The 24885-nt window shown below is 55.8% G+C and carries 28 protein-coding genes; 11 read left to right on the top strand and 17 right to left on the bottom strand.

Going from position 1 to position 24885, the window contains the following annotated elements; all coding sequences use genetic code 11:
• Positions 1-266 precede the first annotated feature (266 nt).
• The 3 genes from rpmH to yidD are packed head-to-tail and all read left to right on the top strand — an operon-like array spanning position 267 to position 1072.
• Positions 267-401 carry a 50S ribosomal protein L34 gene (gene rpmH, locus ACEWL3_RS17515; protein ID WP_025063397.1) on the top strand — a complete coding sequence of 45 codons (135 nt, stop codon included), beginning with the start codon at positions 267-269 and terminating at the stop codon, positions 399-401.
• A 24-nt stretch (positions 402-425) separates the two neighbouring features.
• Entirely contained in the window at positions 426-854 is a 429-nt protein-coding gene (gene rnpA, locus ACEWL3_RS17510) for a ribonuclease P protein component (RefSeq protein ID WP_386184476.1), read from the top strand.
• Positions 851-1072 (top strand): membrane protein insertion efficiency factor YidD, encoded by a 222-nt coding sequence (gene yidD / locus ACEWL3_RS17505; protein ID WP_386184375.1) that lies wholly within the window; start codon positions 851-853, stop codon positions 1070-1072. Before rnpA ends, yidD begins: the two co-directional genes overlap by 4 nt.
• On the opposite strand, the gene ACEWL3_RS17500 is transcribed toward yidD, so the two are convergent.
• Entirely contained in the window at positions 1069-1599 is a 531-nt protein-coding gene (locus ACEWL3_RS17500) for a DUF3833 domain-containing protein (protein WP_386184377.1), read from the bottom strand. The two genes, yidD and ACEWL3_RS17500, sit on opposite strands and share 4 nt — an antisense overlap.
• 61 nt (positions 1600-1660) lie before the next feature.
• On the opposite strand from ACEWL3_RS17500, the gene ttcA reads away from it, so the two are divergent.
• From ttcA to ACEWL3_RS17460, 8 genes are all read left to right on the top strand, one after another.
• Entirely contained in the window at positions 1661-2506 is an 846-nt protein-coding gene (gene ttcA / locus ACEWL3_RS17495) for a tRNA 2-thiocytidine(32) synthetase TtcA (protein WP_386184379.1), read from the top strand.
• Positions 2507-2613: 107 nt separating this feature from the next.
• Positions 2614-4155, top strand: coding sequence for a putative bifunctional diguanylate cyclase/phosphodiesterase (locus tag ACEWL3_RS17490; RefSeq protein WP_386184381.1), 1542 nt, complete (start codon positions 2614-2616; stop codon positions 4153-4155).
• A 176-nt stretch (positions 4156-4331) separates the two neighbouring features.
• Entirely contained in the window at positions 4332-6191 is a 1860-nt protein-coding gene (gene yidC / locus ACEWL3_RS17485) for a membrane protein insertase YidC (RefSeq protein ID WP_386184384.1), read from the top strand.
• Complete coding sequence (locus ACEWL3_RS17480) at positions 6191-6931, top strand: MOSC domain-containing protein (RefSeq protein WP_386184386.1); 741 nt, start codon at positions 6191-6193, stop codon at positions 6929-6931. The genes yidC and ACEWL3_RS17480 overlap by 1 nt, the downstream gene beginning before the upstream one ends.
• 1 nt (position 6932) lies before the next feature.
• Positions 6933-7583, top strand: coding sequence for a ribosome biogenesis GTP-binding protein YihA/YsxC (gene yihA, locus ACEWL3_RS17475; RefSeq protein ID WP_386184388.1), 651 nt, complete (start codon positions 6933-6935; stop codon positions 7581-7583).
• Between the two features lie 44 nt (positions 7584-7627).
• Entirely contained in the window at positions 7628-8491 is an 864-nt protein-coding gene (gene argB / locus ACEWL3_RS17470) for an acetylglutamate kinase (protein ID WP_386184390.1), read from the top strand.
• Entirely contained in the window at positions 8488-9141 is a 654-nt protein-coding gene (locus ACEWL3_RS17465; protein ID WP_386184393.1) for a 4Fe-4S dicluster domain-containing protein, read from the top strand. Before argB ends, ACEWL3_RS17465 begins: the two co-directional genes overlap by 4 nt.
• Before the next feature lies 1 nt (position 9142).
• A complete protein-coding gene (locus tag ACEWL3_RS17460) occupies positions 9143-9634 on the top strand; it encodes a SixA phosphatase family protein (RefSeq protein WP_386184395.1) in 492 nt (163 codons plus the stop codon).
• Between the two features lie 34 nt (positions 9635-9668).
• On the opposite strand, the gene ACEWL3_RS17455 is transcribed toward ACEWL3_RS17460, so the two are convergent.
• The 16 genes from ACEWL3_RS17455 to secY all read right to left on the bottom strand — a co-directional run bounded on the left by ACEWL3_RS17455 (position 9669) and on the right by secY (position 24828).
• Positions 9669-10436, bottom strand: a complete 768-nt coding sequence (locus tag ACEWL3_RS17455; RefSeq protein ID WP_114879803.1) for an amino acid ABC transporter ATP-binding protein — start codon at positions 10434-10436, stop codon at positions 9669-9671.
• A gap of 14 nt (positions 10437-10450) precedes the next feature.
• The gene (locus ACEWL3_RS17450) at positions 10451-11749 is read right to left on the bottom strand and encodes an amino acid ABC transporter permease (protein ID WP_386184399.1); all 1299 of its coding nucleotides are present in this window, start codon (positions 11747-11749) and stop codon (positions 10451-10453) included.
• Positions 11750-11752: 3 nt separating this feature from the next.
• Entirely contained in the window at positions 11753-12967 is a 1215-nt protein-coding gene (locus ACEWL3_RS17445) for an amino acid ABC transporter permease (RefSeq protein ID WP_386184401.1), read from the bottom strand.
• Between the two features lie 154 nt (positions 12968-13121).
• Positions 13122-14138, bottom strand: a complete 1017-nt coding sequence (locus ACEWL3_RS17440; protein WP_386184403.1) for an amino acid ABC transporter substrate-binding protein — start codon at positions 14136-14138, stop codon at positions 13122-13124.
• Between the two features lie 199 nt (positions 14139-14337).
• Positions 14338-15051 (bottom strand): ATP12 family chaperone protein, encoded by a 714-nt coding sequence (locus tag ACEWL3_RS17435; protein ID WP_386184406.1) that lies wholly within the window; start codon positions 15049-15051, stop codon positions 14338-14340.
• Positions 15048-15731, bottom strand: coding sequence for an HAD-IA family hydrolase (locus ACEWL3_RS17430; protein ID WP_386184408.1), 684 nt, complete (start codon positions 15729-15731; stop codon positions 15048-15050). Before ACEWL3_RS17430 ends, ACEWL3_RS17435 begins: the two co-directional genes overlap by 4 nt.
• Entirely contained in the window at positions 15728-16777 is a 1050-nt protein-coding gene (locus ACEWL3_RS17425; RefSeq protein WP_386184411.1) for an RluA family pseudouridine synthase, read from the bottom strand. Before ACEWL3_RS17425 ends, ACEWL3_RS17430 begins: the two co-directional genes overlap by 4 nt.
• Positions 16774-17154 (bottom strand): fluoride efflux transporter CrcB, encoded by a 381-nt coding sequence (crcB, locus tag ACEWL3_RS17420; RefSeq protein WP_386184413.1) that lies wholly within the window; start codon positions 17152-17154, stop codon positions 16774-16776. Before crcB ends, ACEWL3_RS17425 begins: the two co-directional genes overlap by 4 nt.
• Before the next feature lie 48 nt (positions 17155-17202).
• The gene (locus ACEWL3_RS17415) at positions 17203-18516 is read right to left on the bottom strand and encodes a replication-associated recombination protein A (protein WP_386184416.1); all 1314 of its coding nucleotides are present in this window, start codon (positions 18514-18516) and stop codon (positions 17203-17205) included.
• Between the two features lie 2 nt (positions 18517-18518).
• Positions 18519-19892, bottom strand: a complete 1374-nt coding sequence (locus ACEWL3_RS17410; RefSeq protein WP_386184418.1) for a trypsin-like peptidase domain-containing protein — start codon at positions 19890-19892, stop codon at positions 18519-18521.
• A gap of 129 nt (positions 19893-20021) precedes the next feature.
• Complete coding sequence (gene rplQ, locus ACEWL3_RS17405; protein WP_386184421.1) at positions 20022-20444, bottom strand: 50S ribosomal protein L17; 423 nt, start codon at positions 20442-20444, stop codon at positions 20022-20024.
• A 167-nt stretch (positions 20445-20611) separates the two neighbouring features.
• Entirely contained in the window at positions 20612-21628 is a 1017-nt protein-coding gene (locus ACEWL3_RS17400) for a DNA-directed RNA polymerase subunit alpha (RefSeq protein ID WP_114879813.1), read from the bottom strand.
• Positions 21629-21742: 114 nt separating this feature from the next.
• Positions 21743-22132, bottom strand: a complete 390-nt coding sequence (rpsK, locus tag ACEWL3_RS17395) for a 30S ribosomal protein S11 (protein ID WP_114879814.1) — start codon at positions 22130-22132, stop codon at positions 21743-21745.
• Positions 22133-22147: 15 nt separating this feature from the next.
• Positions 22148-22516: a 30S ribosomal protein S13 gene (gene rpsM, locus ACEWL3_RS17390; RefSeq protein WP_386184424.1), complete on the bottom strand. Its 369-nt coding sequence runs from the start codon at positions 22514-22516 to the stop codon at positions 22148-22150.
• A 294-nt stretch (positions 22517-22810) separates the two neighbouring features.
• Entirely contained in the window at positions 22811-23458 is a 648-nt protein-coding gene (locus ACEWL3_RS17385) for an adenylate kinase (RefSeq protein ID WP_386184426.1), read from the bottom strand.
• Positions 23455-24828 carry a preprotein translocase subunit SecY gene (gene secY / locus ACEWL3_RS17380; protein WP_386184428.1) on the bottom strand — a complete coding sequence of 458 codons (1374 nt, stop codon included), beginning with the start codon at positions 24826-24828 and terminating at the stop codon, positions 23455-23457. The genes ACEWL3_RS17385 and secY overlap by 4 nt, the downstream gene beginning before the upstream one ends.
• Positions 24829-24885: the final 57 nt, after the last annotated feature.

The following is a 24885-nucleotide window of genomic DNA, read 5'->3' as shown; positions in this document are numbered from 1 at the left end:
TGGCGGGTTGCAGCGCAAAGGGACAGGCCGATCACAGGTGCTTGATAGACAGTGTGGTACGTGTGTTGTTTTCAACGTCATTCCTGCTTTATTGAAACATATCTTCAACCCAAGTCATTCAATTGTTGCAACCAAAGCAGATTTTCGCCCCCGAGGGTTTGACTTGGGCCGATGACGGCAGTAGAGACCGGGCTTGAATTGACGTACGTTACACGAATCCAAGATCGATTCCTGCAACGGGCAAAGTATTAAGTGGAGACGGAGCGATGAAACGCACCTTTCAACCATCCAACCTCGTGCGCAAGCGGCGCCATGGTTTTCGCGCGCGCATGGCCACCAAAGCGGGTCGTAAGATCATCAATGCACGCCGCGCCCAAGGCCGCAAAGAACTAAGCGCGTAAACCGCGCCCAAAAGGTCTATGAAATTGACACCGCCGGAGGCACCCAAGGATGGCACAAACGCCGCCCAAGGGGAAACGCCCCCGGCGGTTTCTTTACGTGTGGACACACTTACCAAACGTGCGGATTTTCAACGCGCCAGCCGCGCGCTGCATGTGGCGACCACCGGATTCATCTTGCAAATGCGTCAGCGACGACCCGATGAGACAACAGCGCATCCCGGCGGCATACGTGTCGGATTTACCTGTTCCAAGAAAGTGGGCAATGCCGTCGCCCGCAACCGTGCCAAGCGCCGTTTGCGCGAAGTCGCTCGCCTGATTTTACCTCAACATGGTCAGCCCGGTATGGATTACGTGCTGATCGGCCGCCGTGGTGCCACGGCTGAGCTGCCGTTTACCCAATTGCAATTGGATATGCACAAGGCGCTCGGTATTCTGCATGGTCGGCGCAAATGACGTTGCTTGCACATGCCCTCGCCTTGCCCATACGCGCCTATCGTCAGATTTTCAGCCCTTGGGTTGGATACAACTGCCGGTACCATCCCACGTGCAGCGCCTATGCGCTGGAGGCATTGAAAAAGCACGGTGGCCTCAAAGGCGGCTGGTTGGCCGCCCGGCGTATCGCCCGGTGCCACCCATGGGGTGACAGCGGCATCGATAACGTCCCTGACTAGCGCACCTTGTCAAAGGTGATCTGAACCTCGCCAATATCAACGCCGTACTTTTTCATGTAGCCCCGATTGTAAACGCGCGTGTCGCTGAGTTGCCAAAGCCAATCATCAAAAGCCACCCGCAATGTGCCATCCGGCACCGGCAGATCGATCTTGTAAGCCCAATTGAACGTGTCCCCATCCGACCTCCCCTTGGCATTGCCCAGAACGCCATCTGCCTTGCCGGTCCAGGTGTTCTGCCCGGTCTTGCTCATGCGCCAGATCCGCTGTTCTTCTGACCCGTCCTCATAGACGAAATCCTCGACCAGTGTCAGCGTTGTGCCGTCCCATGTGCCCTTGATATCAACATCGAAACGGCGGCGCACCGTGCCGAAAGTGTCCTGAAACTGCCCCGTTGCCAACACATGCCCATCAAAAAATTCTTCGATCTTGAGCACGCGGTCAGACAATTTGGGATCATCAATCGAAGGTTTTCCGGTGCACCCGGCCAGACCAACAGCCAACATCCACACTATCACCAAAATACGCATCTCATTTACCCTTCGGAAACCGCTGCTTGAACGCCAACTGTGGATCATCTAATTCAAACCCATGCTTGATCAACCCAAAGACATTCACCCGCTCTTTGATGGTGCTCCCCAGACAACAGAGTTTAAAAAACTCCGCAAACGCATTGTGCGCATGACCCGCGAGGCGATTGAACGATACGGGATGATTGAAAACGGGACGCCAAAAAGGCGCTGGCTGGTGTGCCTGTCAGGCGGCAAAGACAGCTATACTTTGCTTGCTGTGCTGCATGAGCTGCAATGGCGCGGGCTTCTGCCTGTTGACCTGCTGGCCTGCAATCTTGATCAGGGCCAACCCAGGTTTCCTGCCACTGTCCTGCCAGCATTCCTGGAACAGATGGGGGTGCCGCACCGGATTGAATATCAGGACACATATTCCATCGTGATGGACAAAACTCCCGCCGGGCGTACGCTTTGCACCTTGTGTTCGCGTCTGCGGCGCGGGCATCTTTACCGGATTGCGCGCGAAGAAGGCTGTTCTGCTGTTGTCTTGGGCCATCACCGCGATGACATTCTTGAAACGTTCTTTATGAACCTGTTTCACGGCGGACGTCTGGCCACCATGCCGCCAAAGCTGGTGAATGAAGAGGGTGATCTGTTTCTCTATCGCCCCCTCGCCCATGTGGCCGAAGCCGACTGTGAAAAATTTGCCAAGTCCATGAATTACCCGATTATCCCGTGTGATTTATGCGGCTCGCAAGATGGGTTGCAACGCCAACAAGTCAAATCGATTTTGGATGGCTGGGAGGCCAACAGCCCCGGCAGACGTCAGATCATGTTTCGCGCATTGATGAACGCCCGACCTTCGCATCTTTTGGATCCGGCGCTGTTTGATTTTGCTGGCATTCTGCGAAAATCAGACAAATCTTAGACAAATCTGAAAGAACAAAGCGTGTTCTGTTAACCGGCACCTCAACTCTGACGGGTTAATTTCGCCTGAGATCAACGCCGATTCCGCGTTGGATTCGGGAGACGACGATGAGCCAGCGATATTTTTCAGCATTCACCAGATTGCAGCGCAACATCGCAACTATATTCTCCAGCACGGCCGCACTTGCATTTCTGCCTGCGATTTCGCTTGTGGCCTATTGGTTTGGTGGTGAGGCGACCCTGGTCATTGTCTCCGCGTTATTGCCTGTCATCTATTTGCTCAGCTCTGCAATCCCAACAAACCTGATGGTCGCACGCGACGCTGTCACCGGCCTGTTCCAACGCAGCGCATTCGAAGAATTGACCAATCAAGTCTATTTACGCGCCGCTGAAAACGGACGGCACTCAGCCACCTTTTTTCTCGCAATCGAAGACTATCAACAATTTATCGACCGTTATGGACAAGCTGCGGCTGACATCGTGGTACAGCGTACAGGTGAGCGTCTGATTGCGGTACTGCGCAGTGATGACAACGTCGGACAAATGGGCGATGCCCGATTTGCCGTCTGCATGGCCCCGGTGCGCCACCTTGATCTTGAAATGTGCATCCAGTTGGCCGGTCGATTGCAAAATGTTGCAGAAGAACCCGTTTCGGTCGATGGGATCAGCGTTTATGTCTCGGTATCAATCGGCTTTTGCCAGCACGCCCGGTCGCCAGCCACAGATGGATACAGTTGGCTGCAAGCCGCTGCAACCGCATTACGAGAGGCACAGCGCCGTGGACCTTCGGCGATCCGGGCCTTTTCAGACCAAATGCGCCGCGATACCCAGACCCGTGCAGAATTGCGCGAAGAGGTGGTGAAGGCCCTTAACTCCGGGCAAATTCAGCCCTGGTTCCAGCCCCAGATCTCGACTGACACGGGGCAGATTACCGGGTTTGAGGCATTGGCCCGTTGGTCGCACCCTGAGCGTGGCATGATCGCGCCTGCCGATTTTCTTCCCGCAATTGAAGAGATGGGAATGCTGGAAAGGCTGGCCGAGGTCATGATGTATCACGCATTTGCGGCCCTAAAAGCCTGGGATGGTGCGGGCGTTGATGTGCCACAGGTGGGCGTGAACTTTGCCGGGTCGGAATTGAACAATCCGCAGTTATTGGAAAAGATAAAATGGGAACTGGATCGCTTTGATCTGACCCCTGACAGATTGGCGGTCGAGGTTCTGGAAACCGTGGTGGCCAGTGCACCGGACGATGTCATCACCCGCAATATCAATGCTTTGGGCAAATTGGGGTGCCGTATCGATCTGGATGACTTTGGCACTGGAAACGCCTCTATCGCGTCGATCCGACGCTTTGCAGTCAGCCGGATCAAGATTGATCGGTCATTTGTGATGAAAGCAGACCGCGACCCGGAACAACAACGCATGATTGGGGCAATCCTGACAATGGCAGAGCGGTTGGGTGTAGAAACCTTGGCTGAAAGCGTCGAATCTGTTGGAGAGCATGTGCTGCTGGCGCAACTGGGTTGCGATCATGTTCAGGGGTTCGGCATCGCCCGCCCCATGCCGTTCGAGCAGACCTTGGATTGGATTGCCCGGCACACGGCCAAATTGCAAGAAGTCCCGCGCATCATGAATGGCAAAGCAACATAACGCTTTCCCGATCAAGAGCACCCAAATCAGCCGCCTGCACGTTATGGCATAAGTACGAAAAAACGCGGTGAATAATACCCGCTCAAATTCCCCAAAAACCCGATTCCGCTTGACCTTTGGTGCTGCACTCTGTTGAACCCACGCTGATATATCACAGACATCAGGTGGCTGTCCCAATGGACGAACAGAACAAGAATCTCATCCTTGCTACGGCGCTCAGTTTCATCGTGATCCTTGTTTGGTTCGTTCTCTTCCCGCCTCCTGAGCCGGAAACACCCATCGACGGTACGGTTCAGACGACCGAAGGGGCCGTAGATGGCGCTGTTGTGCCTATCGCGCCCGCAGATACCACAGCCCCCGCTGCTGCCATCGGCACAGGCCCCCAAGCGCCAACAGATGCGCTTGCAAATGCGCCTCGCGTGCCAATTGCCACTGACCGGCTGAGCGGGTCAATTTCTCTGTTGGGGGGACGCATCGACGATTTGAAGCTCAATGACTATCGCACTACGCTTGACGCGGACGCTGAGGTCGTGACCATGTTGTCACCCGAAGGCACCAATGACGCTTACTATGCCCTGCATGGCTGGGCCCCCGGTGCGGGCGTTGACGCCGCTTCGGTACCCGGCGTGGACACCGAATGGATGCTAAGCTCGGGTGAAACCCTTGGCATCGACAGCCCAATCACCCTGACCTGGGACAATGGCGCAGGACAGGTGTTTTCCCGTACCATCGCCGTAGATGACGAATATATGTTCACGGTCACGCAATCTGTCACCAACAACAGCGATGCCCCAATCAGCATGGCCCCCTACGGCATGATCGCCCAACACGGTGAACCGCAAGACCTCAAAAAGTTCTTTATACTGCACGAAGGTGCGGTTGCGCACGCCGATGGCGAATTAGCTGAAACCGATTGGGATGATATCGCAGAGGCCGAAGTGAATGCCAAATGGGGCCGCCCGGCGATTGTGACCGAGGATGTCGCCGACGGCTGGATTGGCTTTAGCGACCACTATTGGCAAGCGGTCCTGATCCCCGCGACTGAACAAGCATACGACCAGGCCTTGACCTATGATGCGCGCAGCGACATCTACCGTGCGTTCGCCCGCCTGCCGACCCAGACCATTGCAGCAGGGGCAACGACAACATCGACCACCAAGCTTTTTGCCGGGGCGAAAGAGTGGGAAACACTGCGCGCATACGAAGCGGACGGGGTGACGAAATTCATCGACAGCATTGACTGGGGCTGGTTCTTTTTCCTCACAAAACCGATTTTCTGGCTGCTTCACTATCTGAATGGCCTGATCGGGAATATGGGCATTGCCATCATCGGTCTGACGTTGCTGATCAAAGCCATGCTTTTTCCGCTGGCCTACAAGTCCTATGTCTCCATGGCCAAAATGAAAGAACTGCAGCCCCAGATGGAGAAGCTCAAGAAAGATGCAGGCGATGATCGCCAGAAGATGCAGCAAGGCATGATGGAGCTCTACAAGCGCGAAAAGGTGAACCCGGCCGCGGGCTGTTTGCCGATCCTGCTGCAAATTCCGATCTTTTTCTCGCTCTACAAGGTGATCTTTGTCACAATCGAATTGCGCCACGCGCCGTTCTTTGGCCCCTTCCAGGATCTCAGCAACCCCGACCCGACATCGCTGTTGAACCTTTTTGGTCTGCTCCCCTGGGCTGGTCCCGAAGCGGGTTCCATCATGGCGCTGGTCTTTATCGGCATCTTGCCGCTGTTGCTGGGCATTTCGATGTTCCTTCAGCAAAAGCTGAACCCGGCCCCCACCGATCCGACACAGCAAATGATCTTTGCGTGGATGCCTTGGGTGTTCATGTTCATGTTGGGCGGGTTTGCCTCTGGCCTCGTGGTGTACTGGATCGCGAACAACACAATCACCTTTACGCAGCAGTATCTGATCATGCGCAGCCAAGGGTATAAACCTGATCTGCTGGGCAACATTACTGGCGGCCTGAAACGCAAAAAAGCGGCCGCTGCAAATGATACAAAAGCGCCGTCCGGCAAGAGCAAAAAGTAATGCAGATTATTGCCCTTTATCGGCATCCGCTGAAAAGCCATGGGCGCGAAGCACTGCAAACAGTCACTTTGCATGCTGGTCAAAGCATGCCGTTTGACCGCAACTGGGCAGTGGCCCATGACGCGTCCAAGGCGGATGGCAGCACCTGGGCCCCGTGCCAGAATTTCAGCCGGGGGTCCAAGGCCCCCGCGCTGATGGCCATCAACGCCGTGCTGGATGAACAGTCGGGGGGGCTAACACTCAGCCACCCGGACCGTCCCGATCTGACCTTTGATCCAAATCACGAAGCAGATATTTTCCTAAAATGGGTCAAGCCGCTCGTGCCTCAGGACCGCGCCCTGCCGGACCGCATATTGCGGTTGTCCGGGCGTGGCTTCACTGATTCAGACTATGCGTCAATAAGCCTGTGTAATACCGCGTCCCATGCAGCCGTGTCAGAACAGGCCGGCGCAGATTTGTCGCCCCTGCGCTGGCGTGGCAACATCTGGTTTGAGGGCGAGGCACCGTGGCAGGAAATGGATTGGATCGGCAAGGAAATAGCGCTTGGCGCGGCCAAACTATCCATCCGCGAACCGATCCAGCGCTGCCTGGCGACAACTGCGAATCCCGAAACGGGTGCGCGGGATGTGGATACATTGGGCATCCTCAACAGCACGTGGGATCATCAGAATTTCGGCATTTACGCCGAGGTTATCAAGGGCGGGCCAGTCGCATTGGGCGACAGCCTGACGGTACACTGACATGCAATTGCCATTTCCCGTTGTCGAAGAGCCGGATGCGATCGCCAGCGAAAAAGGCCGGCTTCTTTTTGCGGGTGAAACCCAGTTTGTCAAAGGTGTGGTGGCCATGGACGGCCTGCCCCCTGCCGATCGGATGGAGGTCTGCTTTGCCGGGCGATCCAACGTGGGCAAATCCACTCTGATCAACGCGCTGACCGGCATGAAGGCCTTGGCACGAGCATCCAACACCCCGGGTCGCACGCAAGAGATTAACTATTTCACCGCAGGTGAGGATCATTATCTGGTTGATTTGCCCGGCTATGGATATGCCAACGCGCCCGTGCCAGTTGTCGAAAAATGGCAACGATTGCTCAAGCAATATTTGTCGGGCCGCCAAACCCTGCGCCGTGCCTTTGTTTTGATTGATGCGCGCCACGGCGTCAAAAAAGTCGACGACGAAATCATGTCGCTGCTCGACAGTTCGGCGGTCATTTTTCAGGCGGTACTGACCAAGGCTGATAAAGTGAAAGAAGCGGAACGCGCTAAGGTACTGGACCAGGTACGCGGCGCGCTCGCCAAACACCCTGCCGCGTATCCGGAAATTGTTGTGACCTCTTCAGAAAAAGGCTGGGGCATCCCAACATTGCGTGCCATCATCGCCACGCTGGAATAGCATCACAGGTCCACTTTCCGCGTGTGCGCTTGAGGGTCAAGAGAATGAGAACACAAGACATGAATCGTGATTGGATTGGCACGGCCCGCACTTTATCACAAGCGCTGCCCTATCTGCAGCGCTATGCAGATGCGACCGTGGTCATAAAACTTGGTGGTCACGCCATGGGCAGTGACGACGCGATGGACGAATTTGCCCGCGACGTTGCATTGATGCGGCAAGTCGGCGTGAACCCGGTGATCGTGCATGGCGGTGGCCCGATGATCAACGATATGCTCAGACGGCTGAGCATCAAATCTGAGTTTGTGAATGGCAAACGTGTGACCGATGCCGCGACCATGGAAGTGGTCGAAATGGTGTTAAGCGGCGTCGTGAACTCCAAAATCGTGCAGGCCATTACAGAACAGGGTGGGCGCGCTGTTGGTGTTTCAGGCAAGGATGGCGGTTTAATCATCTGCGATCAGGAAAATCCCGAACTGGGGCTGGTCGGCAGGCCGACCAAAGTGAACCCACGCCTGTTGCGCGACTTTGCCGACAAGGGGATCATTCCGGTGATTGCACCGCTGGGCATGGGCGAAAACGGCGAGACTTTTAACATCAATGGCGACACGGCTGCGGGTGCGATTGCTGCTGCACTCAAGGCGGATCGACTGTTGCTGTTGACGGACGTTGCCGGGGTCAAGAACGCGTCCGGTGAAGTGCTGACTGAACTCAGTGCTGGTCAAATTCGCGACATGGTGGCCGATGGGACCATTGCAGGCGGTATGATCCCGAAAACCCAGACAGCGCTTGATGCGTTGGACGGCGGTGTGCGCGCTGCAGTGATATTGGATGGTCGTGCGCCCAATGCCTGCTTGCTGGAACTTTTCACCGAACACGGTGCAGGCAGCATCATCCGCAACGGATGAACTGGGACGTCCTAAAAACCAAAGCGCGCGCGCATCATCTGAGTGTATTGGGCGGGTTTCATCCAAGCACTGAAGATATTGCACTTCAGGGATGCCAGACGCTTATCCTGCTTGGCCCGAACGAGCCCGATTTTTGGCCCGCGTTCACCGAGTCAGGCGAATATACCGACGGTGCCGCAAACCCCCTTGATCGCTGGTCAACGCGGGTCGTCGGTGCCTTGGCGCGAGATCTGAATGCAACGGCGCTCTATCCTTTTGGTGGCGCGCCATATCATCCGTTTTATACATGGGCGCTGCGCACAGGTCGCATTCACGCCTCGCCTATTAGTTTTCTCGTACACGATCGGGCCGGATTGTTTGTGTCCTTCCGTGGGGCGCTGTGTCTCACAGATAAAATACCGTTACCGGAAACACCGCCAAACCCATGCCTCACCTGCGCTGACCAGCCCTGCAGAACCGCGTGCCCCGTAGGTGCCCTAACCCCCGAAGGCTATGATGTGGTAAGATGCAAAGACTATCTGGAGACGGCAGCGGATACAGACTGTTTGACCAGCGGCTGCGCTGTGCGCCGCGCATGCCCGGTGTCCCAGAGATTTGGCCGCATCCCTGCCCAATCGGCTTTTCACATGCGCGCGTTTAAAGGAGATTGAGATGAAACGCCTAATCCTGATGCGACACGCGAAATCAGATTGGTCCGCTGGGGCCGGGTCTGATCACGACAGGCCACTGAATGCGCGCGGCGTGGCAGCGGCCCAAGCGCTTGGGGATTGGCTTCGCGCGCAGGATCTGTTGCCAGATCAGGTCCTAAGCTCGTCGTCGAAGCGCACAGGTCAGACTTACATCGGGCTTGGACTGGCCGATGATACGCCGACGACTTTCACACGTGATCTGTATCTTGCTACACATAACGACTTGTTGGCGGCCTTGCGTCAGGCGACGGGAAACGTGGTGCTGATGTTGGGGCATAATCCCGGTATCTCGATCACTGCGGCACAGCTGGTTTCGACACCACCGGACCATCCAAAGTTTAATCAATACCCGACAGGTGCCACGCTGGTCGCTGATTTTGAGATTGACCACTGGCGAGATGCAGATTGGGGAAAAGCAATCGCGCGACACTTTGTGGTGCCGCGCGATCTGTAATTCTGTGCTGGTGGGGCCAAGACCCCGCCCGCTCTTAATGACCCAGAATCTGGCTCAGGAACAGCTGCGTCCGGGGTGATTTTGGGTTGTTAAAGAACTCTTCGGGCTCGTTCTGTTCGACGATCTGCCCTTCATCCATAAAGATGACCCGGTTCGCAACCTGACGCGCAAAGCCCATCTCGTGCGTGACGCAGAGCATGGTCATGCCTTCTTCTGCAAGCTCGATCATCGTGTCGAGAACCTCCTTGATCATCTCAGGATCAAGCGCCGATGTCGGTTCATCGAAAAGCATGATACGCGGTCGCATGCACAACGAACGCGCAATCGCGACGCGCTGTTGCTGACCACCGGAAAGCTGGCCGGGATATTTGTCGGCCTGTTCCGGGATCTTAACCTTCTTCAGGAAATGCATCGCCGTTTCTTCAGCCTCTTTCTTGGGTGTTTTTCGCACCCAGATTGGAGCCAGCGTACAATTCTCAAGAATTGTGAGATGGGGGAACAAGTTGAAGTGCTGAAAGCACATGCCGACTTCCGACCGAATCTTGTCGATGTTCTTGAGATCAGACGACAACAGTGTGCCGTCCACCTCAATCGTTCCCTTTTGATGCTCTTCCAGCGCGTTAATGCAGCGGATCAGCGTGGATTTACCAGAACCGGACGGCCCGCAAATCACGATCCGTTCGCCGCGATGGACGGTCAGATCAATATCGCGCAGCACATGGAACGTGCCGTACCATTTGTTCATACTGTTAATGCTGATCGCGATTTCGTCCGAGACTTGCATCTGTTTTGCTTCGGCCATTGTTTAGCCCTTTCTTAACGGTGATCTGTTGCGAGGCGGCGTTCAAGCCACTGCGAATATTGTGAAATGCCATAGCAAACGATGAAGAACAGGACGGCAGCAAACATAAAGAGTTCCCAATAGACTCCGTTCCAGTCCGTAGAGGCAAGGATCGGCCCGCGGATCATACCGACAATGTCGAAAAGCGAGATCACAGAAACCAGCGTGGTGTCCTTGAACAATCCCACGGCGATGTTGACGATACCAGGGATCGATATCTTGAGCGCCTGCGGCAGAATGATCAGCCGCATGGATTGTGCATAGTCCAACCCCAGTGAATTGGCCGCTTCATATTGTCCTTTGGGCAAGGCAGCCAGACCACCCCGTATCACTTCCGCGATATAGGCCGACGAGAACATCGTGATCATGATCACCACGCGCAGGAACAAATCAACCGTCGCATCCGGTGGAAAGAAATACGCCAGCATTACGTTCGCCACAAAAAGCAGCGTGATCAGCGGGACGCCCCGGATGAATTCGATGAACAATACGCTGATCATCTTGACGACCGGCAAGTTAGATTGACGCCCTAATGCGAGCGCGATCCCGATCGGTACTGACAAGGACACACATGTCACGCCCAGCATCATGTTCAGCATGAAACCACCCAGATTACGGCTAGGTACAGCGGTAAGCATCGCATTGTCAGACGCGCCGACAGGGATCAGCAGGCCGCCGATGTACCAGATCACACAGGCGACGGCGATACCGCCAAAGAACCCTGCGGCAAAGCTATTTTTGACGAACCGCTCATAGACGAAATAGCCCGCGACAAAACCCAGAAGCGCAATGATTGGCACAAAGATCGTGCCACCCCAGATCAGCCAATAGGCAAGAAATGGATAGACGCCTGTGAAAAACAACAACTTGCGGGGCAGGTCAAAGAACAACACCGGCGCGGCGGCTAAAAACAGCAGCACGAATGCGAGCGTCGGACGCCAGTAGCTGTCACTTGGATAGGTAAACCCAAACAAGAGCTGGTTCCAGCGTTCTGTCAGAACCGAAAAGCAAGCGCCGGTCACCCCATCAAGGGCTTCGCGGCATTCTGACAGGCTTGTAGTGTTCCAAAGTCCGTTCAGCATCCAAGGCAAGGTTGCTGTCAGGATCACATAGATCACATAGATCGCCGCAACAGTTAGAAGCGCATTCGGCCATGTGGCAAAGAGATTGGTGCGCATCCAAAGGACAGGGCCACTTGCTGCCATGGGCGGTGCCGCCGGAGGTAGCGCCGTTTCACGGACAAAAGCGACGGATTGTGCATGTGTATCTGACATGGCTTAACGCTCCTTCAGCTTGGTGGCATTGTTGTAGACGTTCATCACCAGCGAGATCGACAGTGATATGATCAGATAGAACAGCATCAGCAGCAGAACACATTCAATCGCGCGGCCTGTTTGGTTGAGGGTAATCCCACCAAGGGTCGCAGTAATGTCCGCATAGCCCACCAGAATCGCCAGTGACGAGTTCTTGGTGATGTTCAGGTACTGTGAAATAAGCGGTGGAATGATCACCCTCAACGCTTGTGGCAGCACCACAAGGTTCATCACCCGACCAGGACGCAGGCCCAGTGCCGATGCAGCTTCTGTTTGGCCACGTGACACCGCTTGAATACCAGCACGGACGTTTTCAGCGATAAAGGCACCGGTATAGATCGACAAAGCGAACCACAGGGCGATCAAGGGCGCGCCAATCTGCAGGCCCCCCTGAAAGTTAAAGCCTTTGAGTGCAGGATAATCGAGCCCGATCGGTGATCCCATGATGAAGTACATCAGGATCGTCGGCACGAAAAAGATCGCAATTGATGGCCAGAGCATTGGCAACAGGCGGCCCGTATCAAACAGCAGCTTAGTGGCATATCGGCGATAGGCGAACACGCCGATTATCGACAAAAGAAACGTTGCCACGACCACCATTGATCCCGGTCCCCAGACCGGTGCGGGAATATAAACGCCGCGGTTGGTAAAGGCGACCGCGTCCATGAACAAGGTTGAGCTTGGCGTTTCACCCCGGAACGCATTCGGCGCAGGCATTGAAACCGTCATGATCGTATAGATGATCAAAATCCAGATCAGCACCGGGATGTTGCGGAATATCTCGACATAAAAGGACATCAACTTGCGCACCAACCAGTTTTTGGAAAGGCGCAACACCCCGGCGAGCACTCCAAATATGGTCGCGGTAATACAGGCCAGAAAGGCAACCAGCAGCGTGTTTAGAATCCCGACCCAAGCTGCCTGAAGGTTCGAGGATTGGCTGGTATAAGAGATAAGCGTCTGGTTGATGTCATACCCAGCGGGGCTGCCCAAGAATTCATAGCTGATATTCAGGCCAGCCGCACGAAGGTTCGCGGCAAGGTTGGAACCAAGATACCAAAAGGCCGCAACCAGTAAGATCAAGGCAATGGCTTGCATTGTCATTGCGCGATAGCGTGTATCGTACAAAAGCATGGAGAGCCGGAACTCTCCCTTCGGGGCGTCGGTGAGTGTCGTCATGAAACTGTTCCCTGTGTCCCTGGCCTTTTTTATGGTGCATCTTTTTGATGCGTGGCCGGGTCATTTATTGGTCGTCCCACTGCATCTTATGTGCAGCATAATCGTCTAAGAGCAAAGGGCGCGAGGTGATCCTCGCGCCCTTTGGCATCAGTTCTTAGCGGAACGGAGGCGTATAAAGCAGCCCGCCATCTGTCCACTGTGCGTTCAGGCCACGGGCCAGACCGATTGGTGTTTCTTCGCCAATGTTCTTGGCAAAGATTTCGCCGTAGTTGCCACCAGCCATAATGGCCGCTTTGGCCCAGCCAGCGTCAAGACCCAGCATTTCACCCAATGTACCTTCGGTACCCAACAGACGGGCAACCTCGGGGTTGGTGGTGTTGCCAGCCATCTCTTCGATGTTGGCCGATGACACACCCAGCTCTTCAGCTGCGATCAGTGCGTTCAATGTCCAACGGACAACGTCGCCCCATTCGTTGTCGCCGTGGCGAACAAGCGGGCCAAGTGGCTCTTTTGAGATGATTTCAGGAAGCAGAACGTGGTCGCCTGGGTTTTCAAACGTCGCACGTGTCGCCGCCAGACCGGATGCGTCTGTAGTGTATGTGTCGCAGGCACCGGCAAGGTACTGCTGCTGACCTTCGGCATTTGTTTCGATTGGCACAGGCTCATAGCTGATGTTGTTCGCACGGAAGAAGTCCGCGAGGTTCAGCTCAGTTGTTGTACCAGTCTGAATGCAGACGGTCGCGCCGTCCAGATCCTTGGCAGATGAAACACCCAATGCTTTGGGTACCATGAAGCCTTGGCCGTCATAGTAGTTCACGCCGATGAAATCGAACTTAAGATCGACATCACGTGAGAATGTCCATGTTGTGTTACGAGCCAACATGTCGATTTCGCCAGACGCCAGCGCGGTAAAGCGTGTTTTGCCCGTTGTTGGAATGAATTCAACAGCTGTCGGATCATTCAGAACCGCGGCTGCAACAGCGCGGCAGACCGCGACGTCAAAGCCATCCCAAACGCCATTGGCATCTGGAGCAGCAAAACCAACCAGACCGGTTGTCACACCACAGTTCAGCTTGCCGCGTGCTTTCACATCATCAAGCGTGCCAGCAGCTGCAGCACCAGCGGCAAGACCGGCTACGGTCAGCGCGCCAAAAATTACGGATTTTTTCATTGTTACCTCTTCCTGATATTCCGCCGCGTTTATGGGCGGTTAAACCGACCTCTTTTGAAGCCGGAGGTGATACTGTGCAAAGTGATCTCTACTCAGTCGCCCGCAGTGTGGTCGGATTCCCATTTGAAGGTCAAGGGTGGGTTGTTCAAAATCGCGTAAACCAAGGCTCTGAGACCCCTGTAAGGCGATTAAAACCGTATTAATTGAACTGACAAAGCCGGAACATGCGGCAGGCATGCAGGAAACCAGCCATTTTCAGTGCTGCCATCGCTTCGGCATCGTCGTCGTGACCCCATTGTTCAGCCTGCCAAATTTCGTCTAACCGCGATAGGTTCCACAGCTCTTGGGGGTCGCGTGCTTCAAGTGTGGCAGCAAACCCCAAAATAAGTGAGCCTGACAGACTGACCAGATCATGAAACGCGGTCAGCTCAAAGGCGTCAAACGCGTGCGTTCGAGCGCTGAGTTTACGCAATTCAACAGGGTCCTGGGGCTGATGGATCACACCAACACGGGTCTGCAACCGAACATTCAGCGCTTGTTCCGCCCAATCCAGCATAGGATCCCATTGCGCTGTTTGCCTTGCAACCAGCCCTTCGGGGGCTTCAGCGCGGTAACACGTCAAATCAGCGTCACCGTAGGCCGCCAGCATATCTGCGACTTCAGCGTGCTGCACCGACACTTTATCAATCGCAGCGTTGGCGGTTTTGGTCACTGGCATGGTCTGCGGTTTGATCACGCCCTCTTGGGCCTGCCATTCTGCAGCAACAGCGTCTGCGATTACTTCAGTCGGTAAGATCAGCGGGCGTTTGGCGGGCGTTTTGACCAATCGCCCATCAAGCTCGATGGCAAAACCACCCGTTGAAGGCACGACAACAGCTTCTTTCCAGAATCGTTTTGCTTTCCAGTCGCTCATCTCGCCTCACCCCAAACCGATTGAAGGGTCGGAAGCAGATCAGCAAATCCGTCGATCACCAAGTGAGCATTGCCCAGCTTTTCGCGGCCATGATAGCCCCAGCTCACGCCAATGCCCCTGACCCCGGCCGCCACAGCCATATCCATGTCAAAGCTGGTATCGCCAATCATCACGGTGTTGTCAGCGGTTACGCCTGCGTCCGTCATGGCCTGAAGGATCATCGATGGGTGTGGTTTTGACGGATGAAAATCCGCAACCTGTTGAGTAACAAACATCTCATGCAGCCCATGGCCTTCGATCAGCTTGTCCAGACCACGTCGCGATTTGCCCGTCGCCACACCTAACAACATATCCGGCCTTGCGCCCAATATCTTGAGTGCCGCCAATGCACCCGGATAGAGCGGCGATGACTGCGCCACGCCGGCATCCGCGCGCAGCTGAATGTAGGCATCTTTATAGGCCTGAACCATCTTCGCATGGACATCACTGGCGGCGTCGGGCGCAAGGACAGGCATTGCGACATTCAAAGACAGCCCGACAATGCTCAACAACGTCTCACGAGGTGGCAATGGCACCTTCACTGACGCAAAAGCCGCCGTCATCGCCCCGACAATGTCGCCCTGGCTGTCTACAAGCGTGCCATCAACATCAAAGATCACCAAACGCAAGGGTGCGCTCACCCCCAATCCTCCTCAAACGGATCGTCAGGGACATCAGAGGCGGACCACTGAAACGTATCCCACGTGCGCTGCATGTGATCAGGCATAGGGGCAATCAACTTGAGCTGTGCTTTGGTCACGGGATGCTCGATTGTCAGGGACCGCGCGTGCAGATGCAGCTTTTTCGAGATATCACCGCCCAGCTGTGCGCCCCATCCGTCACCCATGTTGTCCTGACCGGATCCACCATATTTCCCATCACCGACAATCGGATGCCCAATCTCGGCCATATGCGCGCGCAACTGGTGGGTGCGTCCCGTCACCGGGATCAGCGCCGCCCAACAGGTGCGCGTTCCGGCCTGCGCCAGCACCGCGTAGTCCGTTACCGCGCGCTTTGCGCCTTCGGTTGTGTCGACGTCACGCGGATGGACTGCGATCATCTTTTCGCCTTCGCCCCGTGCGCCATGGCCGCCCGCTTTGACCAGACCAAATTTGATCTGACCATGTTTTGGATGCGGCACGCCTGCGACAGCGGCCCAATAGATCTTGCGCGTCTCCCGGTGCCGGAAACTTGCCGTCAGCGCCGCCGCAACCGACCGGGTGCGCGCCATCAGGAGAACACCAGACGTATCCTTATCGATGCGGTGCACCAGCCTTGGCTTTTCATCCAGATCAAAGATCAATGCCTCTGCCAAAGCATCAACATGACGGTCCGATTGCCCCGATCCCCCCTGCACCGGCAGGCCGGGAGGTTTGTTCAGCGCAATCACATGATCGTCGCGGTAAATCACACAAGACCGGATGAATTTGGCATCCGCTTCCGTTACCCGCGTGCGTTTGGGCGGCGGGGGTGCTTCTTTATCAGGCAGCGGCGGAATGCGCACCTGTTGACCCGCCTCCAGCCGCGTCGATGCCTTAACGCGACCACCATTGACACGAATGTCACCCTTGCGGCACATCTTTTCGATGCGCCCCTGCGAGATTAACGGGAATGTGCGCTTGAACCAGCGATCCAGCCGCTGGTCCCCGTCGCCATCTTCCACAATCAGGGTCTGAACCCGGCTCATACAAATACTCCTCGGGCCAACCATAGGCCCAACATCAATCCAACTATCGACAACCCCACAGAGAGCGCGACATAACCCGCTGCTGCCCCAATCTGCCCGCGTTCCATCAAAGTGACCGTTTCCAGCGAAAACGCCGAAAACGTGGTGAAGCCGCCCAGCAGACCAGTCATCATGAACGGACTAAGGTGCGTCAGCCCGCGATGTGCAGCGGCAACAACAAAAACGCCCATCAGAAATGACCCGATGACATTGACAGTCAGGATCGCAAACGGGAATTCGGTCGGGCCAGCCAGACGCAAGGCGACCGCGCCAAAAATGAAACGCAAAGACGCGCCAATCGCACCACCAAGGGCAACAAGGGACAGGGTTGAAATCATTCGCATCCCTTCGCGCGGGCGGACGCCAGAGTCAAGTTTTACTGGGACTTACGTCTGGTCGTCGCGTTTCAACCGCAGCTTGGTGAAGTAATCGAGCCGTTTTTTCAGCTCGCGTTCAAACCCGCGTTCAACCGGGGCATAAAGCACGGGCCGCTTCATGGTTTCGGGAAAATAATCCTGCCCTGAAAAACCATCTTCCGCATCATGGTCATAGGCATAACCCGCGCCGTACCCTTGTTCTTTCATCATCTTGGTCGGCGCATTCAAGATATGCTTTGGCGGCGGTTCTGACCCGGTTTCCCTGGCTGCCTTACGGGCCCCTTTATAAGCGACATAGGTGGCGTTCGATTTCGGGGCGAGCGCCAGATAAGCCACAGCTTGGGCCAACGCCAGTTCACCCTCGGGACTGCCGAGGCGTTCAAACGTCTCCCATGATTGCAAACAAACCGCCTGCGCCTGCGGATCGGCCAGACCGATATCCTCCACCGCCATCCGGGTGATCCGGCGCGCCAGATAGCGTGGATCCTCACCACCCTCCAACATCCGCGCGAACCAATAAAGTGCCGCATCCGGGTCCGACCCCCGGACCGATTTGTGCAGTGCAGAAATCAGATTGTAATGCGCATCGCCGCCCTTGTCGTATTGCGCCGCGCGCCGCATCAGGCGGGTCGCAAGCGCAGTTTTATCCAGCTTGCCTTCGCCCTTCCACGCCACCACCTGTTCGATCAAGTTCAACAGCGCCCGCCCGTCGCCGTCCGCCATCTCAAGCAATGCCTCGCGCGCCGGACCGTCCAATGGCAGCGGTTTGCCCAACTCCTGCTCAGCGCGCTGCGCGAGTTTCTCCAGATCGGACAGTGGCAGCCGTTCCAACACCAAAACCTGAGCACGGCTTAGCACAGCGGCGTTCAACTCAAAACTGGGGTTTTCCGTGGTCGCCCCGACCAGCAGGATGGTGCCATCCTCCATATGCGGCAAAAACCCGTCTTGCTGCGCTTTGTTAAAGCGGTGGATTTCATCGACAAAAAGCAATGTCCCCTGCCCGTTTTGACGCCGTATCTTCGCGGCCTCAAATACTTTGCGCAGTTCCGGTACACCGCTGAATATCGCCGATATTTGCACAAAATGCAGGTCCGTCTCATCCGCCAGCAACCGCGCGATGGTGGTTTTGCCAACGCCGGGCGGACCCCAAAAAATAAGCGAGCTTAGCGCACCAGAGGCCAACATGACGGTCAGGGGTGCGTCCGGTCCCAGTACCTTTTGCTGGCCGATGACTTCTAACAGGGCCTTGGGACGCAACCGATCCGCCAAAGGCCGGTGGGCGCTGTCGGGCAAAGCCGCGCCGCTATCGAATAAATCGACCATGCTCAGACCCGAAACCGCAGGGAAATGCGACGATCACCACGTTGAATCAGCATCTGGACACGCCGCACCTGCCCACCAAGCACAGTTGCAACCTCGTCGGGATGCGTGATCTCAACGCCGTTGACGCTGAGAATAATATCGCCGGTGCCCAGGCCGACGCGCGGTGTCAACGGGCCTGCATCCACAACAACGACCCCGGTGGCCTCCAACGGCAAATTCATCTCAGATATCAGTGCCGGATTGACCCGCGCTATGGTCAGACCGGGCAGCATGCTCTGTTCACCCAAGACCAGTTGCGCACGCGGTGGATCATCCGGTGCTCCGATCAACGCCACTTCGATTTCAGCGGATTGGCCGTCGCGCAGGCGCGCCACTTGGACTGTCTGCCCAGACCCCGCGACACTCATGCGATAGATCATCTCTGCAGGCGTGTTGACCAACTGGCCGTCCACAGAGACGATTACATCCCCAACCGCCAAACCCGCACTCAAGAAGGGGCTCACTGCATGCAAGCCGGACACTATGATTCCGCCAGGCCGATCCAAGCCCAGCGGTGCCGCCATATCCGCATCAACCGGCTGACCATTGATCCCCGCCCAGGGCCGCTCAAACTGCGCGGCACCTGAACGCGCCTGCGCAATAAAAGCTGCAACCAGATCGGCCGGGATCGCAAAACCGATGCCATTTGACCCCCCGGACCTGGTCAGGATCGACGTATTCACGCCAATCAAACGCCCCTCGATGTCAATCAAAGCGCCGCCTGAGTTACCGGGATTGATTGGTGCGTCAGTCTGTATGAAATACCCAAGACCGCCATTGCCCGCAGCACCCGACCGCGCCAGACCGGACACAATCCCGCTGCTGACAGTTTGGCCCACACCAAACGGGTTTCCAATCGCCAGTGTTAATTCACCCACCTCAACCTCATCGCTTTTGCGCAGAGGGAGAAAGGGCAAACTCTCGGGTGCATCAATCTTGAGGATCGCGAGATCCGCATCAGCATCACTCAAAAGCACCCGTGCGCTGAATTCGCGCCGGTCGTTCAACACCACCCTAATATCCGTGGCCATTCCGACCACATGATAATTCGACACGATAATCCCTTCTTCAGACAAGATCACCCCTGACCCAAGTGAATTCTGCACACGCGGCTTTTCCGAAAACGGATCCTGAAAGAATCGCTCAAAAAAAGGATCGGACTGCAACGGTGTGCGCTGGGGTGCGGACATGATCTTGGCATAGATGTTGACGACGGCCGGCGCGGCCTGTTTAACCAATGGCACAAAGCTGAGCTGCATCTGTGCGGCCGACTGCGGGACCTGTTGCGCGGCCAGCGGGGCGGCCAACAAGGCAAGGATCAAAAGTAAATATCTCATGGTCCTGATATGCGCAGCCTTGCGGCGATGCGCAACTCCTGTGCTCTATTTGGTCATGATTTCACATCACCCAAATACAAAAAGCCCCGCCAATGGCGGGGCTTTGCAGTCGCAAATTGCGGCTTGAGATTATTCGTCTGCAGCGGCTTCTTCGGCGGCCAAACGGGCTTTGTCGCCAGCGCCTTTGGCGTCGCGGTCACGGTCCACAAATTCGATGATCGCCATCGGGGCCATGTCGCCATAGCGGAAACCGGCCTTGAGCACGCGCACATAACCACCCTGACGGTCCTTGTAGCGTGGTCCAAGGATGTCGAACAGTTTAGTAACGTACTGATCTTCTTTCAGTTTTGACGCTGCCTGACGGCGGGCGTGCAAATCACCACGTTTGGCCAGCGTGATCATCTTTTCGATGATCGGGCGCAGTTCTTTGGCCTTGGGCAATGTTGTTTTTATCTGCTCATGTTCAATGAGCGAGCCTGCCATGTTCGCCCAGAGCGCCTTGCGGTGCTCATGTGTGCGGTTCAGGCGGCGGTATCCACGTGCGTGACGCATTTTATAGTCTCCTAGATCGCCCTCTACGGGCATTTATACTTTGTACCAGCCGTGATGCGTGTCAGCGGCCTTATTGGGGCGGGATGCCCATATTTCCGACGTCTGTTTTATGTCGGTATTCTGTCGGTATCGCGTCGGTATTTTCAACCGACGCGACACCCGATGGCTTAGAACGAATCCTCGAACTTCTTGGCGAGGTCTTCGATGTTGTCCGGTGGCCAATCCTCAACGTCCATACCAAGGTGCAAACCCATGCCTGACAGCACTTCCTTGATCTCGTTCAGGGACTTGCGGCCAAAGTTCGGCGTGCGCAGCATTTCGGCTTCTGTCTTTTGGATCAGATCGCCGATGTAAACGATGTTGTCGTTCTTGAGGCAGTTTGCCGAGCGAACAGACAATTCCAACTCGTCCACTTTCTTGAGCAGAAGCGGGTTGAATTCCAGACCATCATCATCGTCCTGATGGGACGCTGATTCAGGTTCGTCAAAGTTCACGAAGATACCCAACTGGTCCTGCAGGATACGCGCGGCAAACGCCACGGCGTCATCCGGCGTAATCGACCCATCTGTTTCGACCTTCATCGTCAGTTTGTCATAATCCAGCACCTGACCTTCGCGGGTTGGTTGCACGTCATAAGACACTTTCTTGACCGGGCTATAGATCGCGTCGATTGGGATCAAACCAATTGGCGCATCCTCTGGCTTGTTCTTTTCAGCCGAAACATAGCCTTTGCCGGTGTTCACAGTCAGTTCCATGTACACATCCGCGCCGTCATCAAGGTGACAGATCACGTGATCACGGTTGAGAATTTCAATGCCAGCGGATTCGCTGATATCGCCTGCCGTGACAACACCCGGACCTTTGGCAGAAATCGACAGGCGCTTTGGCCCTTCGACTTCCATACGGATGCTGACACCCTTGAGGTTCAGGATGATGTCGGTGACGTCTTCACGCACACCAGCGACGCTTGAGAATTCATGCAGCACGTTGTCGATTTGCACGGACGTGATCGCGGCACCTTGCAGTGACGACATCAGAACGCGGCGCAGCGCGTTGCCCATGGTCAGACCAAAGCCGCGTTCCAGCGGTTCGGCCACAACGGTTGCTTGACGCGCGGGGTCATTGCCCTGTTTGACTTCAAGTTGTGTTGGCTTGATCAATTCAGCCCAATTTTTATGGATCATGCGGTCCCTCCATCCTTGTTTGTGCTTCATGTCCAAAAGACACAAACGCTCGAGGTTTCAAAAAAGCGGTATGGGGCCGAGCAAAACACCCGGCCCCGAATAGAAATATCTCTCTTAGACGCGGCGGCGCTTTGGTGGGCGGCAACCGTTGTGGGCCATTGGCGTCACATCACGGATCGAGGTGATGTTGAAACCGGCAGCAGCCAAAGCGCGCAATGCGCTCTCACGACCTGAGCCAGGGCCCTGCACTTCGACTTCCAGCGTTTTCACGCCGTGGTCCGCAGCCTTACGGCCCACGTCTTCTGCTGCCATCTGGGCGGCATAAGGTGTCGATTTACGCGATCCCTTAAAACCCATGGTGCCGGCAGAGGACCATGCAATCGCATTGCCCTGAACGTCAGAAATCAGGATTTTTGTGTTGTTAAAGGAAGAGTTCACATGCGCCACACCTGCGGCGATGTTCTTGGAAACCTTCTTCTTAACGCGTGTCTTTTCACGTGCCATTGGTCAGACCCTCCCTTATTTCTTCTTGCCGGCAATGGCCTTTGCGGGGCCTTTGCGGGTGCGAGCGTTGGTGTGGGTACGCTGACCACGAACCGGCAGGTTACGACGGTGGCGCAGGCCACGGTAGCAACCAAGGTCCATCAGACGCTTGATGTTCATCTGGGTGTCACGGCGCAGGTCACCTTCAACGGTGAAGTTTGCGTCGATGTGCTCGCGCACGGCCAGAATTTCGGAATCGCTGAGCTCGTTCACGCGACGCGAACGGTCAATACCAACCGCCTCGCAGATCGCTTCTGCGGAAGAGTTGCCGATACCAGTGATATATGTGAGGGCGATTGGAACCCGCTTTGCAGTCGGGATGTTTACGCCGGCAATACGTGCCACGTGTCATATTCCTTTTCGTTGCGGGTCCGTCATACCAGACCCTTTTTTCACAACATTAGCCCGAGGCGATTAGGCCACCGGGCTTGAGCTGATCAGGTGATCTTGCGGTGTCGGGCGCTACCCTCGTCGCAAATTGATTCTCGTCAGAGATAGGGGTGATTAGGAGGTTTTGCACAGGGCGTCAAGGCGCGTTGATCAGGCTGCGCTCAGACGGCGGTCAGGCCGCAGTACCTTAGGAAAAATTCATGCCGAGAAAGAGGTCCGAGGCGGCAAAATGAGCCATTCAAAGATGCGTCAGCCCTTCAGCGCCGCCGCAATCTCAGCCTGCACCTCTTCGATCTCGCCCAGACCGTTCACAGCCTTCAGCAAGCCTTTGGCATAGTAGTACCCAATCAGCGGCGAGGTCTGTTTGTAGTAGGCCATCAACCGGATCTTGAGGCTTTCTTCGTTATCATCGGCACGGCGTTTGAATTCGGTGCCGCCGCAGTGGTCACATTTGCCATCGGCGGGGATCGGCTTGGTGTTGTCATTAAAGACCTCACCGCAATTACCGCAGGTAGACCGCGCAGTGATGCGTTCAACAAGGGCATCATCGTCAACGCGCATTTCAATCACCGCGTCGATCCGTTGCCCTTCAAATTTCATGAGGTCCGCCAATGCGTCAGCTTGCTCCAACGTGCGCGGAAAGCCATCAAAGATGAAACCGTCATGGGTTGTGTCACTTTCAAGCTTCTCTTTGATCAGCCCGATGACAATCTCATCGGTCACCAGTTCGCCGCGCGCCATGACACCCGCGACCATCTTGCCCATTTCCGTGCCAGAATCCTTGGCCTCGCGCAGCATGTCGCCTGTCGAAAGCTGGACCATGTTGCGGTTCTCAACCAGATAGCGTGCTTGTGTGCCTTTGCCTGCGCCCGGAGGCCCGAGAAGAATTATATTCATCGACGTACCGGGCTCCGTTTTTTGCGTGGGCCTTTTTTGCCAGCACCTTTGCCGCGTAGCTGCGACCGCTCCAGCAGACCTTCATATTGATGTGCCAACAGGTGACTTTGAACCTGTTGAATCGTGTCCATTGTCACGGATACCACAATGAGCACCGATGTACCGCCAAAATAAAATGGAATGGCAAACTGACCGCGCAAGATTTCTGGCAGGATACAAACCGCAGCCAGATAGGCCGCTCCAAGAACCAGAACCCGGTTCACCACGTATTCCAGATATTCAGCGGTCTTTTTACCGGGACGGATACCGGGGACAAAGCCGTTTTGGTTCTTGAGGTTTTCGGCCACGTCGTCGGGTTTAAAGCTGACGTTGAACGTGTAGAAATACGCAAAAAACACGATCATCGCCACAAAGAACAACAGATAGAGCGGTTGACCAGGGCCAAAGTTCGCCAGAAGCCATGACATGATCGGGCTGGTCGAATTCCCCGAAAAGGTGCTGATGGTGACAGGCAGCAACAGCAAGGATGAGGCAAAGATCGCCGGGATCACGCCCGCAGGGTTCACTTTTACCGGCAGGTGCGAGGCCCCGCCATCATACATCTTCATCCCGACCTGACGACGCGGGTATTGAATGTGGATCTTGCGCTGGGCACGCTCCATGAACACCACGAACATAATGGTGACAATCACCATGACCAGCACCGCGATAATCACCGCCGGGCTGATCGCACCGGACCGACCAGAGGCAAAGAACTGTGCGATCGCCGCAGGAACCTCGGCGATGATGCCAACAAAGATGATCAGCGAAATACCGTTGCCGATGCCGCGTGCGGTGATCTGTTCACCCAGCCACATCAGGAACATGGTGCCGCCCACAAGCGTGATCATACAGGCAATACGGAAATAGAGCCCCGGATCTGCGGCGATATCGCCCGCTTCCAGTGACACGGCCAACCCATAAGACTGCAACGTTGCCAGCGCCACGGTTCCATAGCGGGTGTACTGGTTGATCTTTTTGCGGCCCTGTTCGCCCTCTTTCTTGATCGCCTCAAGCGCTGGCACCATCGAGGTCAGAAGCTGCACAATGATCGAGGCGGAAATATAGGGCATGATGCCAAGGGCAAAGATACCCATCCGCCCCAGCGCGCCACCGGTGAACATGCTTACCATGCCGCCGATACCCTGACCTGCCTGCTCCATAAAGTCGCGCAGCGCGCCACCGTCGATGCCCGGCACCGGAATAAACGTGCCAAGGCGGTAAACGATCAGCAGGCCGAGGGTAAAGAGGATGCGGTTGCGCAGGTCCGTTGCTTTGCCCAACGCGGACCAGCTGGTGTTGGCGGCCATGTTTTCGACGGCAGATACCATGTGAGGGCTCTTTTCTATAACGAAAATACCGCCCGAACCGTTTTCCGGCAGGCGGCA

It is taken from the genome of Sulfitobacter sediminivivens (assembly GCF_042611115.2).
GTDB lineage: Bacteria > Pseudomonadota > Alphaproteobacteria > Rhodobacterales > Rhodobacteraceae > Sulfitobacter > Sulfitobacter sediminivivens.
The sequence above is the reverse complement of the archived record's forward strand: the minus strand, read 5'-3'. Positions and strand labels throughout refer to the sequence as shown.